The organism is Anoxybacillus sp. FSL W8-0104, from assembly GCF_038004465.1.
Classification (GTDB): domain Bacteria; phylum Bacillota; class Bacilli; order Bacillales; family Anoxybacillaceae; genus Anoxybacillus; species Anoxybacillus flavithermus_G.
In genome coordinates this window covers 373,542-392,599 of the sequence record NZ_JBBOQU010000001.1, presented here as the reverse complement: position 1 = coordinate 392,599, position 19,058 = coordinate 373,542, and the positions used below count along the sequence as shown (strand labels likewise).

At 40.2% G+C, this 19,058-nt stretch carries 21 protein-coding genes and 2 pseudogenes; 10 read left to right on the top strand and 13 right to left on the bottom strand.

Translation table 11 applies throughout. The annotated features are described in order from the left end of the window. Positions 1-57 precede the first annotated feature (57 nt). Together NST18_RS02135 and NST18_RS15125 are read left to right on the top strand one after the other, a co-directional pair. On the top strand, positions 58-1,173 hold the full coding sequence (locus tag NST18_RS02135) for an IS4 family transposase (protein ID WP_032101754.1): 1,116 nt from the start codon (positions 58-60) through the stop codon (positions 1,171-1,173). A gap of 198 nt (positions 1,174-1,371) precedes the next feature. Beyond that, positions 1,372-1,533 (top strand): annotated as a pseudogene (locus NST18_RS15125) (IS3 family transposase); the annotation flags it as partial. Between the two features lie 166 nt (positions 1,534-1,699). Here NST18_RS15125 and gnd read toward each other — a convergent pair. The 4 genes and pseudogenes from gnd to NST18_RS02115 form a co-directional block, all read right to left on the bottom strand. After that, a complete protein-coding gene (gnd, locus tag NST18_RS02130; RefSeq protein ID WP_020961355.1) occupies positions 1,700-2,602 on the bottom strand; it encodes a phosphogluconate dehydrogenase (NAD(+)-dependent, decarboxylating) in 903 nt (300 codons plus the stop codon). A gap of 167 nt (positions 2,603-2,769) precedes the next feature. Beyond that, positions 2,770-3,522 (bottom strand): IS21-like element IS5376 family helper ATPase IstB, encoded by a 753-nt coding sequence (istB, locus tag NST18_RS02125; RefSeq protein WP_088223613.1) that lies wholly within the window; start codon positions 3,520-3,522, stop codon positions 2,770-2,772. Beyond that, entirely contained in the window at positions 3,519-4,721 is a 1,203-nt protein-coding gene (istA, locus tag NST18_RS02120; RefSeq protein ID WP_088223614.1) for an IS21 family transposase, read from the bottom strand. Before istA ends, istB begins: the two co-directional genes overlap by 4 nt. 130 nt (positions 4,722-4,851) lie before the next feature. Beyond that, positions 4,852-5,166: pseudogene (locus NST18_RS02115) on the bottom strand (glucose-6-phosphate dehydrogenase); the annotation flags it as partial. 96 nt (positions 5,167-5,262) lie between these two features. Between NST18_RS02115 and NST18_RS02110 the strand changes: the two are divergent. Next, positions 5,263-6,444, top strand: coding sequence for an IS701 family transposase (locus NST18_RS02110; RefSeq protein WP_088223288.1), 1,182 nt, complete (start codon positions 5,263-5,265; stop codon positions 6,442-6,444). 33 nt (positions 6,445-6,477) lie between these two features. Here NST18_RS02110 and NST18_RS02105 read toward each other — a convergent pair whose 3' ends face one another. Then, positions 6,478-6,669, bottom strand: coding sequence for a hypothetical protein (locus NST18_RS02105; RefSeq protein ID WP_340721191.1), 192 nt, complete (start codon positions 6,667-6,669; stop codon positions 6,478-6,480). Beyond that, on the bottom strand, positions 6,659-7,183 hold the full coding sequence (locus NST18_RS02100) for a sigma-70 family RNA polymerase sigma factor (protein ID WP_331202016.1): 525 nt from the start codon (positions 7,181-7,183) through the stop codon (positions 6,659-6,661). Before NST18_RS02100 ends, NST18_RS02105 begins: the two co-directional genes overlap by 11 nt. 285 nt (positions 7,184-7,468) lie before the next feature. Here NST18_RS02100 and NST18_RS02095 point away from each other — a divergent pair, with 285 nt between their 5' ends. The 4 genes from NST18_RS02095 to NST18_RS02080 all read left to right on the top strand — a co-directional run bounded on the left by NST18_RS02095 (position 7,469) and on the right by NST18_RS02080 (position 12,372). Beyond that, the gene (locus NST18_RS02095) at positions 7,469-7,843 is read left to right on the top strand and encodes a hypothetical protein (RefSeq protein WP_340721190.1); all 375 of its coding nucleotides are present in this window, start codon (positions 7,469-7,471) and stop codon (positions 7,841-7,843) included. A gap of 109 nt (positions 7,844-7,952) precedes the next feature. Next, positions 7,953-9,134 (top strand): IS701 family transposase, encoded by a 1,182-nt coding sequence (locus NST18_RS02090; protein WP_088223189.1) that lies wholly within the window; start codon positions 7,953-7,955, stop codon positions 9,132-9,134. A gap of 190 nt (positions 9,135-9,324) precedes the next feature. Continuing rightward, positions 9,325-10,983 carry an IS1634 family transposase gene (locus NST18_RS02085; protein ID WP_340721135.1) on the top strand — a complete coding sequence of 553 codons (1,659 nt, stop codon included), beginning with the start codon at positions 9,325-9,327 and terminating at the stop codon, positions 10,981-10,983. A gap of 273 nt (positions 10,984-11,256) precedes the next feature. Then, on the top strand, positions 11,257-12,372 hold the full coding sequence (locus NST18_RS02080; RefSeq protein ID WP_004889399.1) for an IS4 family transposase: 1,116 nt from the start codon (positions 11,257-11,259) through the stop codon (positions 12,370-12,372). A gap of 77 nt (positions 12,373-12,449) precedes the next feature. On the opposite strand, the gene NST18_RS02075 is transcribed toward NST18_RS02080, so the two are convergent. From NST18_RS02075 to NST18_RS02060, 4 genes are all read right to left on the bottom strand, one after another. Further along, a complete protein-coding gene (locus tag NST18_RS02075) occupies positions 12,450-13,598 on the bottom strand; it encodes a transposase (protein WP_340721187.1) in 1,149 nt (382 codons plus the stop codon). 14 nt (positions 13,599-13,612) lie between these two features. Continuing rightward, positions 13,613-14,014, bottom strand: a complete 402-nt coding sequence (tnpA, locus tag NST18_RS02070) for an IS200/IS605 family transposase (RefSeq protein ID WP_064214348.1) — start codon at positions 14,012-14,014, stop codon at positions 13,613-13,615. A 145-nt stretch (positions 14,015-14,159) separates the two neighbouring features. Continuing rightward, positions 14,160-14,555, bottom strand: coding sequence for a type II toxin-antitoxin system death-on-curing family toxin (locus tag NST18_RS02065; RefSeq protein ID WP_004888889.1), 396 nt, complete (start codon positions 14,553-14,555; stop codon positions 14,160-14,162). Next, the gene (locus NST18_RS02060) at positions 14,552-14,803 is read right to left on the bottom strand and encodes an AbrB/MazE/SpoVT family DNA-binding domain-containing protein (RefSeq protein WP_004888888.1); all 252 of its coding nucleotides are present in this window, start codon (positions 14,801-14,803) and stop codon (positions 14,552-14,554) included. Before NST18_RS02060 ends, NST18_RS02065 begins: the two co-directional genes overlap by 4 nt. Positions 14,804-15,157: 354 nt before the next feature. Between NST18_RS02060 and NST18_RS02055 the strand changes: the two genes are divergently transcribed. After that, positions 15,158-15,466 (top strand): AbrB/MazE/SpoVT family DNA-binding domain-containing protein, encoded by a 309-nt coding sequence (locus NST18_RS02055; RefSeq protein WP_064214546.1) that lies wholly within the window; start codon positions 15,158-15,160, stop codon positions 15,464-15,466. Continuing rightward, positions 15,466-15,852, top strand: a complete 387-nt coding sequence (locus NST18_RS02050; protein WP_035018420.1) for a type II toxin-antitoxin system PemK/MazF family toxin — start codon at positions 15,466-15,468, stop codon at positions 15,850-15,852. Before NST18_RS02055 ends, NST18_RS02050 begins: the two co-directional genes overlap by 1 nt. A 107-nt stretch (positions 15,853-15,959) precedes the next feature. Here the strand turns inward: NST18_RS02050 and NST18_RS02045 are convergent, their stop codons facing one another. The 3 genes from NST18_RS02045 to NST18_RS02035 form a co-directional block, all read right to left on the bottom strand. Beyond that, on the bottom strand, positions 15,960-16,109 hold the full coding sequence (locus tag NST18_RS02045) for a hypothetical protein (protein WP_163151105.1): 150 nt from the start codon (positions 16,107-16,109) through the stop codon (positions 15,960-15,962). Positions 16,110-16,196: 87 nt separating this feature from the next. Beyond that, complete coding sequence (locus NST18_RS02040) at positions 16,197-16,811, bottom strand: ABC-2 transporter permease (RefSeq protein ID WP_338135796.1); 615 nt, start codon at positions 16,809-16,811, stop codon at positions 16,197-16,199. 94 nt (positions 16,812-16,905) lie between these two features. Next, positions 16,906-17,445 carry an AAA family ATPase gene (locus tag NST18_RS02035; protein WP_445290568.1) on the bottom strand — a complete coding sequence of 180 codons (540 nt, stop codon included), beginning with the start codon at positions 17,443-17,445 and terminating at the stop codon, positions 16,906-16,908. A gap of 129 nt (positions 17,446-17,574) precedes the next feature. Here NST18_RS02035 and tnpC point away from each other — a divergent pair, with 129 nt between their 5' ends. Continuing rightward, positions 17,575-19,023 (top strand): IS66 family transposase, encoded by a 1,449-nt coding sequence (gene tnpC, locus NST18_RS02030; RefSeq protein WP_340721183.1) that lies wholly within the window; start codon positions 17,575-17,577, stop codon positions 19,021-19,023. Positions 19,024-19,058: the final 35 nt, after the last annotated feature.

The window sequence follows — 19,058 nt, the reverse complement described above, 5'->3', positions numbered from 1 at the left end:
TTTACAATGGAAGTACAGGTGGTTCCTGTCCAAATCCAATCGTAAAGGATAACTGTTATGGACAAGAATACACTAATTTCATCATTTGGTAAATGGGTTTCACCCATAAATATTCAAAAACTTAGCGAACAAGTCAAAGAATTGAAACAGGACTATTACACAAAAAAGCTGACAACAGAAGCCTATATTAAATTTTTATTGGTAGCCCAACTGCTCGAATTTAAGAGCTTAGAGGAAATGAGTGATGCACTTGTAGACGAAGATCTTCAAAAAGCACTCGGATTTGAATCGATAAGTGCCTCTCAGCTATCCCGAAAAAACAATCAGATCAACCCACTAATTCTTGCAAATTTGTTCTTGGATCTTGTTTGGAAAATTCAACGGTACCATTATAAAAACGGAAAGAATATGCCACTGAAAATCATTGATTCGAGTACACTCCCGTTGAATTTGACCAATTATAAATGGGCAAAATTCCGTAAAACAAAAGCTGGTGTAAAGCTACACTTACGGCTCGTTTTCATGGATAAAGACACCGTCTATCCTGAAAAAGCAGTGATTACGACAGCAAAAGAACATGACCGAAATCAACTCGAAGTCCTAGTGGATGATAAAGAAGCCATGTATGTGTTTGACCGCGGTTATGTGGACTATGAACGTTTTGACCGGATGACAGATGATGGCTATTTCTTCGTTTCAAGACTGAAGAAAAACGCAGTCATTCGTGAAGTCTATACATTTTCACTTCCTGATGATTGTCACGTTCTATCCGATAAAATGGTCTATATTGGTACCACACAAAATCGTACTGAAAATGTCTATCGTCTACTAGAAGTTATGGACACAAAAGGGAACTTACTTCGTTTAATTACCAACCGATTTGATTTAAAAGCAGAAGAGATAAGTGGTATTTACCGATCTCGCTGGGCTATTGAACTCTTTTTCAAATGGCTTAAGCAACACGTAGAAATTAAGCACTTTTATGGAATGAGTGAAACAGCTATTCAAAATCAAATTTTCTTAGCCCTTATCACGTATTGCTTACATGTTCTCATTCAATTGGAGATGAAAAGTAAGAAATCCCTACTTCGAATTACTCGTTGGTTAAAGAGAGCTCTGTGGAAACCAGCTTATGTTTGGTTGCGAAAATTTGATGGGCGAGCCAGTCCATAATCTCCCTTTTGTCGTTGTCGCTCTGATTTAACTGTATATATTTACCAAATGGACAGTGCCGCCTTTCTTTAGGTTTTGTCTTTTTGGCACAAATTCACAAAAAATAATTAACAGAAAATTCTAACTATATTTATGCAATGCTAATGAGAAAAAATATAAGGCAACCACGAAATCGAAGCATCATTTGCCTGTGTATCCCAACTTATTTTTCACGAGACCTTTGCAACAAGGGAAGAGGCCAAACATCGGATTTTTGAATATATTGAGTGTTTTTATCATGCCGAGCGAATTCATTCCGCTAACGAGTACATATCTCCGATGGCATATGAGAAGATGTATCAGCAAAGCAAAAAGCAGTGAACTCTTCTCTCCACAAAGTCACGATATAAGGGACATCTTTCCTCTTGAGGAGGGAAGGGTTTACCAAACCGTTCTCCTTCTCAAGAGGCCACCAAACGAAGTACGGTAGTAGGGTTTTAAAATTTTTCTCGATTTTACGTGTCTATTTTCTTGACATAATACCAATTTATTTTTTCTCATTTTTTTCTACAGCATGTCCGCCAAATTCGTTGCGTAAAGCTGCTACTACTTTACCTGTAAATGTATCTGTTTCTAATGAACGATAACGCATCAATAAGGACATAGCGATGACAGGAGTGGCTGTTTGTAAATCTAAAGCCGTTTCGACTGTCCATTTTCCTTCACCGGAAGAATGCATAATTCCTTTGATTTCCTCTAATTTTGCATCTTTAGAAAAGGCGCGTTCTGTTAATTCCATAAGCCATGAACGAATAACCGAACCGTTATTCCATACTCTTGCTACTTTTTCATAGTCATAATCGAATTCGCTTTTCTCTAATATTTCAAATCCTTCACCAATGGCAGCCATCATCCCGTATTCAATCCCATTGTGAACCATTTTTAAAAAGTGGCCGCTGCCTGCTTTTCCTGCATATAAATATCCATTTTCTACAGCCGTATCCCGGAAAAGAGGCTCGACAATGCTCCAAGCTTCAGGATCTCCTCCAACCATGTAGCATGCTCCGTTCCGAGCACCTTCCACCCCGCCAGAAGTCCCGGCATCCATAAAACGAATCCCAGCTTCTTTTAGCTCATTATAACGATGAATCGATTCCTTATAGTGAGAATTGCCGCCATCAATCACGATGTCTCCTTTGTTTAAAAATGGGGTAATCTCACGAATAACCGAATCAACAACATTGTGCGGAACCATGAGCCAAACAATTCTTGGATTTTCTAATGATAAAACGAGTTCCTCTAAGCTTGATACACCTTTAGCGCCGTATTTTTTTATTTCTTCAACCGCATTTGCATTTACATCGAACGCCACTACTTCATGTTTATGGTCAATGAGATTTTTACCTAAGTTTAATCCCATTTTCCCTAAACCGATTAACCCGACTTTCATGTTCATTGCCCTCCTCGAACTGTTTTAACCTTTCGACATTATTCACATTTTATACGTATATATGCACAGCTAATCTATAGTTCCATTTAGAAATGATATTTTCTAATGTCAAGGCCGATTATTTTTTCCCCAAAATCGTCGGTTTAAAATTCCCCAGAAGGATCTCATCAATCCTTCCGTTTTTCTTCTTGGAGTCTCTTATCCCGTAATCGGTAGCTTTCCCCCTTTAGGTTGAAAATGATGGAATGATGCAATAATCGATCTAACATCGCTGTCGCCAACACCGAGTCTCCCACGATTTCTCCCCATTCCCCAAAGCTTTTGTTGGAGGTGAGGATAATCGGGGCATGTTCATATCGCCGGGCGATCACTTGAAATAAGTAATGAGCGCTGTTTGGGTCCAGTTTTAAGTATCCCATTTCATCAATAATCAGAATTGTTGGCTTTACAAAGACACGAAGCTTTTTTTCCAACTTTCCTTCCTGGTCGGCTCTTCTTAACTGAGTCACCAAATCATGGGCGGTAATAAAATACGTTTTATACCCTCTTGCGATCGCCTCCATTCCAATCGAAATGGCCAAGTGCGTCTTTCCAATCCCCGGTGGGCCGAGAAAAAGGATATTCTCTTTTCGATCAATAAAGGATAACGTAAGCAACTCTCGAATTCGACGCTCATCCACTGAAGGTAGTGCGGTAAAATCAAACGTATCAATGGTCTTGCGATACGGAAGCTTGGACAGTTTGATGAGCGTTTGGATCGATCGTTCCTGTTTTTCGATGATTTCTGCCTCTAATAAACGGAATAAAAACTCCGAATATGGTATATTATGAGTAGCTGCGTATTCTGCCATGGCGGGCCATCGCTCCGCCATGACAGGCAATTGAAGACGGTGGCAATACTCGTGTATTTGTTCTTTCATGAGCTTTCCCCTCGCAGGAACGCGTCATAAACGGACAATGGGCGAGTAGCCACTTCCACCGAAACAGGCGAAATGGTGGCCGCCATTTTCGTCTGTTTCTTTTTTATTTTTTCCGCGAATGAAATTGCTTTTTTCTGTTGGTCCAAGTAAGAAATCTCCTCCCCTCGATAGAACAAGTGAATATCCCCATTCAATCGCTCTTTCACCAGAATTTCTTTCCCCGCATACTCCACTGATAGGAGCCATTGTTCCCCTTTATAAGAGAAACTGCCATCCCAATGCACTTTTCGATAGGAAAGATAGCTCGTATCGTAATCTTTCACTGGGAGAGGTTTGAGCTGTTCCTCTGCCCAACGTTCTTGCGGGGGAATACCGGTAGTGGCGTTTGGCTTCCGATTCGCCACTTGATCAAGCCAGCGAAGAAGCAGGGAATTGAGCTCTTCCACACTTTCAAATGCGGTTCCCACGTAAAAGTGGTCCATGATATACTGAATGGCTCGTTCCACTTTTCCTTTTGTCTGGGCCCGGTAAGGCCGGCACGCTTTGGGAATAAATCCGTAATAACCCGCAAATTCAGAGAAACGTTGATTCCATTTCACCACTCCTTGTTCCCGTCCGTCCGTAACGGTTTTCATATTGTCAAATAACACCTTCTTCGGAACCCCGCCAAAGTACTTAAAACTTTGAATCAGGCATTCCATTAAGTGCTCCTGATCTTGGCTGGTCGTAAATACCGCGTATTTCATCCGTGAATAGCCTAATGTGGCCACAAATAGCGATAACTTGACTTTTCTCCCTTCGATCACGACCTCCCCGACTTCTTTCCAATCGACTTGCATTTGTTCGCCAGGGAGTGTTTCATAGCGAACGGTGTATTTCTTTTTCGCCGTCTCCCGGAAAGGTTTTATATAGTCCTTTAAAATTGTTTTTCCTCCTGTGTAACCTTGTTGTCGAATTTCGAAAAACAATTTTTCGCTGTTAAACACCCCATCCTCTAACATTCTTTTTTGAAGGTAGTCTTTAAATGGATCTAACTTGCTTTTTCTCTGTTTCCGCTTAGATTTGGAAGGAGGATTGGGGGAGTGAATATATTTTCGAACGGTTTTCCGATCGATCCCCAATTCCCTCGCAATATCGGAAATATTCATTCCCCTTTCATACATCTCTTTGATCATAAAAAATTCCCCTCTCGTGATCATGAACCATAGCTCCTCTCTTTGACACTATGGTTCTATTGTAAGTGGGGAATTTTATTCCGTCTATATTGGGGATTTTATCATCGGCTTTAACACTAATGATGAGAATGAAGTTCGACAAGATCATTCGTAACTACCACCAATTGAATCCGTCCTCTTCCAGTAACCGATGAGAAGCCTCTGGCCCCATTGAACCTGAACGATACGAATGAAGGGGAAGGAGATTTCCCTCAAATGCCTCTAAAACAGGCTGTACCCACTTCCAAGAGAGTTCAACTTCTTTCCAATGAGCAAAGAAAGTCGAATCGCCTCGCAAAGCATCAAAAATTAACAATTCATAGGCTTCAGGTACATTTTTCTCATTAGTTGAAAAATGCATATGAATAGGCTCGATTTTTCCATTGTTTAATATATTTTTACTATTTAACTGTAGATGAGCAAATTCGCTAACATAAATTTACAACCAAACAAAAAAGGAGACATGAACCCGATTCCTTGGTTAAAATAGATGTGCCACAACTATCCACAAGGAGGTTCATGTCTCATGAATAGATTAGCACATCATCAAGGAATCCACAAGTTTTTCATAACGTTAGGGTTGGCGCTTTATTTCTCGAAACCTGTGATGAAGCATCTCGTTCATATCGTGGATGCGATGATTACAAAGGGCTTTTCGGGAACACTGACCGATCTACATCACGGGAGTTTTCATCCGAACCATCGCACGACACTGAGCCATTTTTTCACGAAAAGCCCATGGGAGGAAGAGACGCTGCTTCGCAAACTCCAGCAGTGGGTGCTTCATCGTGTCGAACGCAGCTCGAAACGAGAGAATCAACCCATTTTTGTTTCGATCGATGATACGATTTGCCAAAAAACGAAGCCCTCGTCACGGGCAACACACGCCATTCAAGGGTGTGATTGGCACTATTGTCACGCAGAGAAAAAATCGATTTGGGGACATTCTCTCGTTTGGCTCATGGTTCATACGATGACTCAAGCGTTTCCTTTTGCCTTTCGCCTCTACGACAAGACGGCGGGGAAAAGCAAAGGGGAACTCGCGATCGAGATGCTTTCTTCGTTGGATGTGAGTCGCCCCGTTTATGTGCTCATGGACTCTTGGTATCCATCGAAAACCCTCGTGGGAGCCTGCTTGAAAAAAGGGTTCCACGTCATCGCGATGCTGAAGACGAATCGGATTCTCTATCCAAAAGGGACGGCCATTCAAGCAAAAGAATTTGCCAAATCTATGGAGCCACGGGATACCCGCCTCGTCACGGTGGGAAAAGAGCGTTATCGGGTGTATCGCTACGAAGGCGCTCTGAACGGTCTCAAGGATGCCGTGGTGCTGCTCGCATGGAAAGCCGATCAGCCGATGACGCCGAAACATCTTCATTGCGTCTTGAGCACCGATCGCGAGCTAAGCGATGAAGAGATCTTGCGCTACTATGCTGCACGTTGGTCGATCGAATGTTTTTTCCGTCAAGCGAAAGACCAGCTGAAACTCGATGGATACCGCGTTCGCGGGCGTCGGGCGGTGAAACGGTATTGGATCTTGGTGCAACTTGCGTATATGTACAGCATGTTCGAGTCGAACAGTGATTTTTCGGATGGGCTCGATCTCCTGCGCAAGAGAAAAGGACATAGCCTCGTGGAGTTCATTTACCGTGCAGCGAAACAAAATATTCCCATTGATACCGTGAAAAAACAGCTCCACGTGGCATAAGGGGTACCCTGTTTGTCTCTTTTTAAATGGTAATTATTGTAACGAAAATTGCTCAACTACAGTAATTGATATAAACGCAATCATCACTGGCGCTAAAACAAGTACCCATTTACGTTTTGGCTTTTTTAATTCTAATTTAGCTTTTTGTATTCCCAACTTACTTCTAGTGTGAACTTCCTTCGGGACTTCAATCTTATTTATTTCCTGTGTAATTTTATTGCTCACATACATCATCTCCTTTCCATTCTTTTTGAAGTTTTTTTAACGCTCTATATAAAATTGTTTTTGCTGTTCCTAAAGGAATATCAAGTATGTCCGCAACTTCTTGAATAGTGCAACTATTATAGAATCTTAAGATAATGACATTCTTCTCATCTAATGATAATTTTTCAATCAAATCCTTTATTGTAACAGAATTTGGAATATTGTCATCTATATCTTGTTTACTTACCTGAGATTCGACTACATCGTAATTTTCGATTAACGTAATTTTCTTTTGAGAGCGAATAATATCTAAAGCACATCTTATTGCAATGCTAATTGACCAAGTTTTAAAGTATTTTGGTTCTCTAAGACTGATTATCGATTTGAATGCTCGATATGCAGTTTCTTGAACTACATCCAGTGCATCATCTTTGTTTTTTAGATAAATAAATGCAATTCTATAAATTTCTCCTTCATACGGCTGAAATATTTTCAAAAATGCTTCTCTATCGCCTTTCTGGGCTCTTTTAATCAATCTTATAATTGAAAACACCTCCAATAATTGCTTTATCAATTATTAGACGTAAAGAGTTATAATTTAGCTTTTAGTTTTCGGAAATTTTTTCAACTATATAAAAACAAGGATGTCTCAAAAGCGTTCGTATATTGTTCACTTTTGGGGAATTTTTTTGGCAAAAAAGAAGAAAACCGTTCCTTTTTTGGTATCATAAGGTCACCACAACCCAACCAAGAAAGGACGGTTTTCTAATGTACATTCATTATAACCGAAATCAACTCATTTTGCCAATGAATCTTGATAATGTCCATTCCAGAACATCATCTTTGCCAGATTGTGTATCTAGCCGTAAAATATCGAACAGTGCCAGGCACTGTTCGCCAAATATCTGAAGGTAAAAACAATACCATCAGACTTAAAAATGTTGATTTAGAAAAGATAAGACGAAAAGAATTATTTTCAGAGGCTGCTAAAAATGATTATCAAAACTTATACTTATCTTATTTTGAAGAAAGTGACTTCTATAACAAAGATAAAGGATATGAATATTTTATTATTCCTAGTGATTATGAAGGTTTTATTTATGTGAGTAATACCAATACTAATCTTTACTATATGTATTTATATCCAGAAATGATGGGTCCTACAAGACCTTATTGGATTAAAAACTGTAGATGAGCAAATTTACTAACATAAATTTACAACCAAACAAAAAAGAAGACATGAACCCGATTCCTTGGTTAGAATAGATGTGCCAACAAACCATTCACAAGGAGGTTCATGTCTCATGAATAGATTAGCACATCACCAAGGAATCCACAAGTTTTTGACGATGTTGGGGTTGGCCCTTTATTTCTCGAAACCTGTCATGAAGCATCTCGTTCATATCGTGGATGCGATGATTACAAAGGGCTTTTCGGGAACGCTGACCGATCTACATCATGGGAGTTTTCATCCGAACCATCGCACGACACTGAGCCATTTTTTCACGAAAAGCCCATGGGAGGAAGAGACGCTGCTTCGCAAACTCCAACAGTGGGTGCTTCATCGTGTCGAACGCAGCTCGAAACGAGAGAATCAACCCATTTTTGTTTCGATCGATGATACGATTTGCCAAAAAACGAAGCCCTCGTCACGGGCAACACACGCCATTCAAGGGTGTGATTGGCACTATTCTCACGCAGAGAAAAAGTCGATCTGGGGACATTCTCTCGTTTGGCTCATGGTTCATACGATGACCCAAGCGTTTCCTTTTGCCTTTCGCCTCTACGACAAGACGGTGGGGAAAAGCAAAGGGGAACTCGCGATCGAGATGCTTTCTTCGTTGGATGTGAGTCGACCCGTTTATGTGCTCATGGACTCTTGGTATCCATCGAAAACCCTCGTGGGAGCCTGCTTAAAAAAAGGGTTCCACGTCATCGCGATGCTGAAGACGAATCGGATTCTCTATCCAAAAGGGACGGCCATTCAAGCAAAAGAATTTGCCAAATCTATGGAGCCACGGGATACCCGCCTCGTCACGGTGGGAAAAGAGCGTTATCGGGTGTATCGCTACGAAGGCGCTCTGAACGGTCTCAAGGATGCCGTGGTGCTGCTCGCATGGAAAGCCGATCAGCCGATGACGCCGAAACATCTTCATTGCGTCTTGAGCACCGATCGCGAGCTAAGCGATGAAGAGATCTTGCGCTACTATGCTGCACGTTGGTCGATCGAATGTTTTTTCCGTCAAGCGAAAGACCAGCTGAAACTCGATGGATACCGCGTTCGCGGGCGTCGGGCGGTGAAACGGTATTGGATCTTGGTGCAACTTGCGTATGTGTACAGCATGTTCGAGTCTAACAGTGATTTTTCGGATGGGCTCGATCTCCTGCGCAAGAGAAAAGGACATAGCCTCGTGGAGTTCATTTATCGTGCAGCAAAACAAAATATTCCCATTGATACCGTGAAAAAACAGCTCCACGTGGCATAAGGGGTACCCTGTTTGTCTCTTTTTAAATGGTAATTATTGTAACGAAAATTGCTCAACTACAGTTAAAAAGTTAAATTAAAAACGTTAGATCTCACATTTCGCACCCTCTCGACAAAAATCGGGAGGATTTTTTTATCTTCCTGTCGAATAAAACCTTGGAATACAAGGAAAGCAAAGGAGTTTGCTCATCATGGACGTTCAAATTCGGGCCATTTATGAAAGTTCTTATTTGAATATAATAAGCGCCCTGTTCAAAGATCTTGACCTTCCTCAGTTGATTGATCGTCTCGTTCCCGTGGATCCGCAATGCCAAACTCGAGCCAGCGATATCGTCAAACTAATCGTTCTGGATATCTTGAGCGGCCGGCAAGCGCTCGTTCATTTGGAACAATGGGCGCATGACATCGATTTGCCGAAGCTGATTCGGCCAGGGCTGGAGCCGTCTTGGTTCAACGACGATGCCATCGCGCGTCATTTGGATCGCCTGTATGAGGCGAATATCCATCAAGTCCTTTCGTCTTGCCTCGTGCAGATCTACAAGAAAGAAGGCCTCTCTCTTCGCGTCTTCCACGCCGATACGACGGACAAGACCGTTTATGGCGCGTATGAATCGGCCTCGCCGGATGCCTTGCAGATTACGCATGGCTACAACCGGCATCATCGTTGGCAAAAGCAGATCGGATTTGGGCTGATTGGCAACGAGGATGGCATCCCGTTTTATGGCGATGTACACGACGGCAACCTGCCGGATAAGACGTGGAATCCCGAGGTGTTGTCCCGTGTGCAGAAACAGCTGAAGCAGGCGAAGATCGAAGATGAATGGATTTATGTTGCCGATTCTGCCGCCATGACGAAAGACACACTGGCGCAAACGAAGGCCGCCAACGCCTTTTTGATCACAAGAGGCCCTTCTTCGCTCCGGATCGTCAAAACCGCGCTGGCTAAAGCTGATGCCCAAGACACGCCGTGGAGCGATCCGTTCTCCTTAGCGGAGAAAAACGGAGCCACCTACCGGGTGTGGGAAACGACATCGACGTACGAAGGTCATTCGGTCCGGTTGATCGTCGTTGAATCCAGCGCGCTCGACCAACGAAAAGGAAAGACGCTCGAAAAAGAGCGAAACCAAGAAGCAGAGCTTCTTCGGCAGAAACAAACCCAGTGGGAAAGCCGTCTGTTTTCGTGCCGGGAAGACGCCGAACAAGCCCTAGCGTCTCTAAAGACGTCCCTTCGTCTCCGGTTCCATCGCGTCGAGGCGTCGGTCGAAGCGATCGTGCGTCCGAAAAAACGGCGCGGACGTCCGAAAAAAGGGGCGGAACCGGACATGGAAACGCTGTACGCCCTTCGCTTGAACGTGGAATTCGACCAAGATGCGTGGGAACAGGCGAGACGGAAAGCGTCCCGGTTTGTCCTTGTCACGACAGTTCCGGAGGAATGGAAAGGTCAACCGATGGATGCGAAAGAGATCTTGAAGTTGTATAAAGGCCAAATCTCGGTGGAAATGAACTTCTCTTTCTTGAAAGACCCGTTCTTTACGGATGAGATTTACGTAAAAAAACCGGAACGGGTCGCGGTATTGGGCTATTTGTTTCTGTTGGCCTTGGCGATTTACCGCGTCTTCCAGCGCCGGGTGCGTCAGTTCATCACCCCGGAACACCCATTAAAGGGCGCGGGAGGCCGGAAACTGACCCGACCGACCGGACAAGCGATTTTTCAATTGTTTTGGTATGTCAGAGTCGTCCTGTTGGAACTGCCGGATGGACGAATTCAACGCGCGTTAGGTCAACCGCTCACGTACGAGCAGCGAAGGATTCTGCAAGGATTAGGGATGGACGAGAGCATTTACGTCTAATGGGATAAAGAACGACCAACGATGGTAAAAAAAGGATACCATCGCTTTTGGTGTTGGTTTAAAAGTTATTCTAAAAAACTGAATAAAAAATCCTTTTGTTCCGCCCTACCAAGGTGCGAAATATGAGTTAGATCACTAGTGTTGTATTAATTTAATTTTAATATTAAAAAGACTCACAATCTTCACTTATTTTATTTTGTGAAAAGAAAAAGTCCTTTATAATGGATAAGTCAGGTGGTAACCCGTCCAAATCCACTAAAAAGGACCAAACTCATGGACAAGATTACACGAAAAACTTCATTTGGACAATGGTTTTCGCCAATAAATCTTCAATTATTTGAAGAACAGGTGAAAACGATGAAATTAGATTACTATACGAAAAAATTAACGACAGAGTCATTTCTAAAATTACTGCTTTTTGCGCAATTGGAAGAAATCGAAAGTCTCCATGCGCTAAGCGATTGCCTTTTTGATGACCAGCTTCAAAAAGGGGTCGGCCTTAATTCTATCAGTATTTCACAGTTGTCACGGCGATTAAATGGTATAAACCCAGATCTATTTCAAAAGCTTTTTCTTGATTTAGTCGCAAAAATTCATGCCAAAACACAACACACAAAACGGGTCATGCCTTTAAAAATCATTGATTCAAGCACATTGCCACTTAATTTGACCAACCATAAATGGGCGAAGTTTCGCAAAACAAAGGCGGGTGTAAAGCTACATTTGCGCCTTGTGTTTATGGAAAAGGGGATATCCTATCCTGAAAAAGCTTTGATGACAACGGCAAGAGAACATGACCGTGGACAGCTTGAAATCATGGTGGATGACAAGGAATGCATGTATGTGTTTGACCGTGGCTACCTAGACTATGAGCGCTTTGATCGTATGACGGATGACGGCTACTTCTTTCTTTCCAGACTACGGAAAAACGCTGTTATACGGGAAGTTTATGATTTTAAACTACCCGAAGATACGAGTGTTTTGTCAGATCAAATGGTATTGATTGGAACAACTCAAAACCGTGCTGAAAATTACTTTCGCCTTCTAAAAGTGATGGATTCAAAAGGAAATGAACTCCATTTAATCACAAATCGTTTTGATTTAAGCGCCGAAGAAATTTCCGAGATGTACAAATCACGATGGGCTATTGAACTGTTTTTTAAATGGATCAAACAACATCTCAGCATCAAAAAATTCTATGGTCAAAGTGAATGGGCGATTCAAAATCAAGTATTTATCGCACTTATTGTTTTTTGCCTACATGTTCTGGCACAAACTGAAACAAATAGTACGCGAAAAACCTTACAAATTAGCCGTTATTTAAGGGCTGCATTGTGGAAACCAGCGCATATCTGGCTTCGAAAAATTGAAGGAAAAGCCATCCCTTAATAAGTAAATTGTCGTCGTCGCACAGGTCTAATTGTCAATAAATTTCCAAATGGATGGGGTCACCTTTAATTGGGTATTCACCTTTTTGGCCCTAAACAGGAAAAATAATAAAACTGAAAATTACGACAATATTTATGCAACACTAGTGATTTTCCGTTGGCATCGACTTTTGTTTCTTTTGCCTTTGCTTGAAGTGCTCTGAAATTCATTTTTTCTACTTGGATATGATGACCTAATGCGATGATCCAATTGGCAAGCCGTTGATGATCTTGTTTCCGTTTATCTGCTATTTTTCTTTGTAATTCTGCTAACTGATTTCTCGTTTTGAGATAATTTTTACTCCAAACCCATTTTTCCTTGTTGTCTTTTTTTATTGTCCCATCTTCATTGTATTTGTGCGGATTATTCGCCCGTCTTTGACGATCCAATTTTCGTCGAAGAACTCGCTTTTGCTTTTCTATGTTTTCGATGCTCGGCGCAAGAATGAGCAACTTGACATTATTCATCGAGCAAATAGCGACGGTTTGTGTTCCTATGTCGATACCAACATCGCCTCGCCCTATTGGATGTTTTATTTCTCCTGTTTGGCGGTTTATTTTCTTTGGTGGCACACCTCCAAGAGTGAGTTGAAGAAAATACTTGATTTTTCCTCTAATTCGTCTACGGACGATGCGACAATATTTTATACGGTCTTGTAGAGCCAGATGTGCATATATGTCGTTTGGGTGAATTATAACAGGAATAGATAAACCATTCCAAAGCAAATGTTTGTTTTTGAAACGGATGCCTGTGCTATTTGTTTTTCCTTCTAATGAATCCATATCGTTGTATTTCTTAAAAGACACTTTTTTTGCATTACCAAAGATGAGTTTTTCCATTGCTATCCATGCTCTCGTAGCGATTTTTTGTGCGGTGTGTGAGTCGATGTGTTTCTTGAAATGGTGTTGCATTGGCTTAACAAAATCGTGCATAGCGTATTCATTGATTCCGTACTGACGATATAACTCATTTAGCAAGTTGTTTCTTTCTTTTGATTTTGGTTGTTGGGCTAGATGACGATACTGCTTATCATGTTGTAATTTTTTATGCCGTTTCAGCAATTCGCCCAAACAAGCGTTGTATATTTTTCTGCCAATTTCAAAACGTTTCTCTAATATGTACGCCTGCCATAGTTCTGTTTTGAGTTTCAACGTCAGCACATAACTTTTGGTTTTTGTTTTCGCCAACGACACCACTTCCTTTATACGTTCTTTTGATTTTCGATGTATTGTTTAACCGCTTCTTCTGAAATATAGCCGACAGTACAACAAAAATAACTTCGTGTCCATAGCGACGGTAGTCTGCTTTTTAACGAAGGATATTTCTCCCTTAATATTCGACTGCTTTTCCCTTTAAACGCTTGTATAATTTTGTGCAAATGTTGACGAGGGTCAAAAGAAATGAACAAATGAACATGATCAGGCATAATTTCCATTGCTTTGATTTGTACATCATGTTCTTTGGCAACTTCTTCAAAAATTCTTTTTAAATCTCGTTCAATATCTCCAACTAACACTTTTCTACGGTATTTTGGACAAAACACAATATGATATTGATTGAGATAAACAATCCCTTTTTTATGGGTGTATTTTTCGTTTTCCAAAAACAATCACCTCTATACTAAATATACCATAAACAATAGATAAAATAAACACATCTAATAAATTTATCAAAAAAAATACGCAATTCATCCCCTTGTCTAAAGACAGGGACTTTCTTGCGCCTCCCCCGTAATCGCCATACAAATATTAATATTTACGTTCAAATGCATACTCTTTGATGGTTGCAACAATTTGCTCGAAGGAATATCGATGATTCACTACATCAACAACAAATTCAATGGCATCATCTTGCGGCATCGTAAAATAGTATCCATTGTATTTTAAAAATTGAACAAGTGCTACAAAGGCAGTTCTTTTGTTTGCATTATGAAAACAATGGTTCTTAGCCAAAGACTCAAATAATGCTGCCGCTTTTTCAAAAATAGTAGGATAAGCATCTTTACCAAACACACTTTGTTGTGAACGGTAGACAGCCGATTCTAACAATGCAGGTTCTTTTATCCCTTTCAGCTCATTTGGAGAATATTTTCCAATAATGAAAAAATTAATCGCAACGACTTCTTCTACGGTTAGATATCTCATCGATCAATAAGCCCCTTGATGGTCTCATCATATTCTTCAAGAGTTTCGTTTAATACTTCAAAAAAATCTTGGGAGATTCCTTTTGGCAAATCAACTTTTTTACTTTTCTTTATAACAATTTTATCCTCTTCAAGCTCCATTTGTATTTCATCTCCTTGATGAATACCAAGCTTATTTAGAAACTCCATTGGAAAGGTAACCCCAAGTGAATTGCCAACTTTTAATACTTTTCGTTCTGCGCTTAACATTTATCTCACCTCTTTGTTATAATTGTTATAACTGTTATAACAATTATAACACGAATTAGATTTATAGAACAGTGCCAGGCACTGTTCGCTAATTCCTCAGCTATAGATGCTTTAGATTCTCCTTGAAGGTCCTACTTTTTTTGTTATGGCAAAGCTTTATACATCATTTCGCAATTCAACGTTTGTAACTATACTTGTTGATATATGCTTTTGAGTCTAAAAAATGCATTTTTAATTAATCGATTCAAATGATTGCTTTTGCGACGAGAATAGTATTTGTCGAAAAATCATTGGTATCATTTTTTGCAAATATGTATATACTATGTATATACATATTAGGTTGGGGGTGATATAATGTATTCAAAAGAATATTTAGAAAACAAAATAAACCAGGGTAAAGGGGTTGACTACATGTCTACAGTTATTGTTCAAAAATGGGGAAACAGTTTGGGCATTCGAATCCCAAAAGATGCTGCTGATAAAATAGGGATTAAACAAGGTTCCGAAATAGAATTAAATGTGATTGGAAATGAAGGTATCATCACATTAAAGCCAAAAAGAACACGGAAGAAATACACACTGGAAGAACTAATATCACAGATTACACCTGAAAATCGACACGAGGAAATTGATTTCGGGATAGAAGGGCGTGAATTGATTTAATGCCAGCAGACGTACCAGAGAGAGGCGATTTCGTTGTTTTAAACTTCAATCCACAAACTGGTCATGAGCAGGCTGGGAGAAGGAATGCTATTGTTTTATCGCCTAAAGAATTCAATCAAGCAACAGGATTTATAGCTGTTTGTCCGATTACCAATCAAAAGAAGGGTTACCCTTTCGAAGTGGATTTACCAAAAGAAGGAATATCCCTTGATGGCGATGGCTATCCAATAACAGGGGTAGTTTTAACTGATCAAATTAAATCATTGGATTGGAGAGCTCGTAATCTAAAAATTTTAAAGAAGTATAATCCAGAAGATGCACAAATTGAAGAAATAGATAAAATCATTGATGAATGCCTAGCGAAAATAGAAACATATCTGACTTGACAAGATCCTTTCTCTTTCAGAAAGGGATTATCGAAACTGTTCCTTGGAGAGAAAATTCTCCAATAGCGAACAGTGCCAGGCACTGTTCGCTATGAATCTTATAAAACTTATTTATTATCTCTAAATCCCTGTAAAAGAAAATATATACCACAGAAAAATGGAAATATAGCCAAAAAGTTTCTATCTAAGATTTGAGCTGCTGCAACAAACATAAAAATAACTGCCATTATAAATGAGGCTTTTTTTCCACGAATCATTTATTTAACTCTCCCCTCGTAAAGCAACGTTAGGTTCATGATTTATTTTATTTTTTGTTCTTCTGTCGGTTCTTTCATAATTAAATTTTAAAAATCTTTGTTTGTAAAAATATGTGCTGTTAAAACGTAAGAGACTAAAGTAACACTAATTGCAATAATAGAAAAGGAAATAATCGGTTGATCTATTATGATAGAGATCATGCCCTTAGCCTTATTAGATGATAAAATCTTTCCCACTCCACTTGTCACAAGAAAAAATACTGCAATTCCAATTGGGCTTGCAACACGAAATCCAAACTTGTAATTGAGTGGATAGAAAATAGACATTAAAAGATAGGTAAAACACAATGAAAGCAACAATACTTTCATATCAAGCAATTGATTAAAAGTCATACTGGTATCAACCACATTCATTAAAATAAATATCAAAATATGAGAAGTATATGAAAATAACCACCATACACTAATCATTATGTATTTTGCATTGATAACAGAACGTCTCGTAACGGGTAAACTAAGAATAAGCCTATTTTGATTTATTTCACTTTCTCCTGTATTAAAATTGGTATACATTGCCATAAAATAAGCAATAAATGCAATACATAAGCTGTATATTACGATCGTAATAAAATTTGAACCAGAGATATTTTTACCCATTGAAAGAAAATATGGTAATGATAATAGAGGTGAAAAATAAACAATTTTTTTTGTGTATATAAATCTTTTAAAATTAAACGAAGCAAAGCATTTCCCCTCCTTCTTTCAACCTTTGAAATTATAAATCCAAGAGGAATTCCTATTTATTATTATTATTAGATTTCACTAAATAATACATTATTTCTTCTAAGGAAGGTTTTTTAAAGCTTAAATTATACTTTGAAATTATTTCTGTTGCCCTACTCGTTTCAAAAAATGCCTCAAATCCAAGCGATGTTTCTTTGAATGATATGGGTTGGGAGGCTTGGACTACCTCTTTAAGATTCAATGGCCCCGTTATTATTACATACTGTTTGAGTAATTCTTCCGTTTGTTTACAAAAAAGAATTTTCCCATCAAGTATGAATGTAATGAAATCAGCAATCTGTTCTAAATCGGTTGTAATATGTGTCGAGAAAAAAATCGCCTTATCTTTATCTTTAATAATATCCTTTAAGATATCCAATAATTCTTTTCGGAAAACCGGATCAAGCCCTGTAGTCGGTTCATCCATAATAATTAGTTCTGCATGATGAGAAAGAGCTATGGCTAAGGCAAACTTCATTTTTGTTCCCTTTGACAAATGTTTTACTGGCTTTGTTAAAGGAATGTTAAACTCGTTGGCATATCGGTAAAAAATATCATCATCCCACGTGTTATAGAATAACGAGATAATTTGTAACTATTCAGCCACATCATAAAGTGAGCTGAATATTTTCTTCTTTCCTTGTCTATGATGTGAATATTGATAGACAAGGAGGTGAATCGCATGTTGACGGTACAACAAGCTGTATTTACAGTTGAAAGCTTAATCAGCAAAGTTCAACAACAAAAACAGCTCATTCATCAACTCGTTCAAGAAAATGAACATTTGCGTCACGAAATCAAACAGCTGCGCAAAGAAAATGAACAACTGAAGTATCGCGTTCAAGAGCTGGAAGCACGCACGAAAAAAAACAGCTCCAATAGCCATTTGCCCCCATCTTCTGACCGTTTTGCCAACACACGTTCTTCTCGTCAACCATCTGGCAACAAGCCAGGCGGACAAGAAGGACATCAAGGAACGACGCTCCGTCAAGTGGAACATCCACATCATCGTGTCGTCCACCGTGTGCATACGTGTCAAGGATGTGGGGTTTCTTTGCGTGACGTCAAACCGTTCAAAGTCGATATCCGTCAAGTGTTTGATGTCCCTCCTGTGGCGATCGAGGTGACACAACATGAACGTGAAGTGAAATCGTGTCCGCATTGTCGATGCGTGCAACAAGCCGAATTCCCATCCCATGTCACGAATCATGTGCAATACGGTCCACGCCTTACTGCGCTCGTTGTTTATTTACATCATATCCAATTGATCCCGTACAAGCGTTTAAGTGATACAATCGAAGCGTTATATCAACACTCGATTAGTACAGGAACCCTTGCCAATATGGTGAAACGAGGACGCGAAGCGCTGGAATCAAATATGGACATCATCGAAGACGCCTTACTTGAATCCAACATCCTGCATGTCGATGAAACGAGTTTGCGCATCAATGGGAAACTCGCATGGGTGCATGTCGCGTGTACATCGAGATATACATACTTGGCTTCTCACGCTTCTCGTGGAAAGAAAGCAACGGATGAGATCGGGATTCTTCCACAATACAAAGGGACGATGATGCACGATGGGTTCGGTACGTATCCGAAATACACACATGCCACCCATGCCCTTTGTCATGCCCACCATTTGCGTGAGTTAAAAGGATTCATCGAACAAGGGCATACGTGGGCGATGCGCATGACCACGTTTCTGTTAGCCGCCAAGCAAGCCGTCGAAGCCCATCACGGTGCACTTTCCGAAGAAGAAGCGAGACGGTGGGAACGAGTGTATGATCGCATCCTAGAAAGAGCACAACATCGATTGGAAACGATGACACCTCTTCCGAAAAAAGCACTCGCTTTTGTTCGACGGCTTCAGAAACGAAAGGAAGAAGCGTTGCGTTTCTTACGTGAAGTACATGTTCCCTTTGACAACAACCAAGCCGAACGCGATCTTCGCATGGTTAAAGTCAAAGAGAACATTTCGGGTACGTTTCGCGAAGAAACATTCGCGCAGTCGTTTTGCATCGCAAGAAGCATCGTTTCCACACTGACGAAACACGAAAAAAACGTGTGGGATTCGTTATGTCTTCTGTTGACGGGTGACACGCTCGATCGTGTTCTTTCTACCACTTAGGGCATTTTCTATTACGGGGATGTCCTATTTGTGTT

What these genes read in the sequence shown, in the direction of transcription:
- NST18_RS02090 (WP_088223189.1), top strand. Translation starts at nt 7,953, where the DNA reads ATGAATAGATTAGCACATCACCAAGGAATCCACAAGTTTTTGACGATG.
- NST18_RS02080 (WP_004889399.1), top strand. Translation starts at nt 11,257, where the DNA reads ATGGACAAGATTACACGAAAAACTTCATTTGGACAATGGTTTTCGCCA.
- NST18_RS02085 (WP_340721135.1), top strand. Translation starts at nt 9,325, where the DNA reads ATGGACGTTCAAATTCGGGCCATTTATGAAAGTTCTTATTTGAATATA.
- istA (WP_088223614.1), bottom strand. Translation starts at nt 4,721, where the DNA reads ATGATCACGAGAGGGGAATTTTTTATGATCAAAGAGATGTATGAAAGG.
- NST18_RS02110 (WP_088223288.1), top strand. Translation starts at nt 5,263, where the DNA reads ATGAATAGATTAGCACATCATCAAGGAATCCACAAGTTTTTCATAACG.
- NST18_RS02135 (WP_032101754.1), top strand. Translation starts at nt 58, where the DNA reads ATGGACAAGAATACACTAATTTCATCATTTGGTAAATGGGTTTCACCC.
- NST18_RS02045 (WP_163151105.1), bottom strand. Translation starts at nt 16,109, where the DNA reads ATGATTCGTGGAAAAAAAGCCTCATTTATAATGGCAGTTATTTTTATG.
- NST18_RS02050 (WP_035018420.1), top strand. Translation starts at nt 15,466, where the DNA reads ATGCCAGCAGACGTACCAGAGAGAGGCGATTTCGTTGTTTTAAACTTC.
- NST18_RS02060 (WP_004888888.1), bottom strand. Translation starts at nt 14,803, where the DNA reads ATGTTAAGCGCAGAACGAAAAGTATTAAAAGTTGGCAATTCACTTGGG.
- tnpC (WP_340721183.1), top strand. Translation starts at nt 17,575, where the DNA reads ATGTTGACGGTACAACAAGCTGTATTTACAGTTGAAAGCTTAATCAGC.
- NST18_RS02055 (WP_064214546.1), top strand. Translation starts at nt 15,158, where the DNA reads ATGTATTCAAAAGAATATTTAGAAAACAAAATAAACCAGGGTAAAGGG.
- NST18_RS02065 (WP_004888889.1), bottom strand. Translation starts at nt 14,555, where the DNA reads ATGAGATATCTAACCGTAGAAGAAGTCGTTGCGATTAATTTTTTCATT.
- NST18_RS02095 (WP_340721190.1), top strand. Translation starts at nt 7,469, where the DNA reads ATGTCCATTCCAGAACATCATCTTTGCCAGATTGTGTATCTAGCCGTA.
- gnd (WP_020961355.1), bottom strand. Translation starts at nt 2,602, where the DNA reads ATGAAAGTCGGGTTAATCGGTTTAGGGAAAATGGGATTAAACTTAGGT.
- istB (WP_088223613.1), bottom strand. Translation starts at nt 3,522, where the DNA reads ATGAAAGAACAAATACACGAGTATTGCCACCGTCTTCAATTGCCTGTC.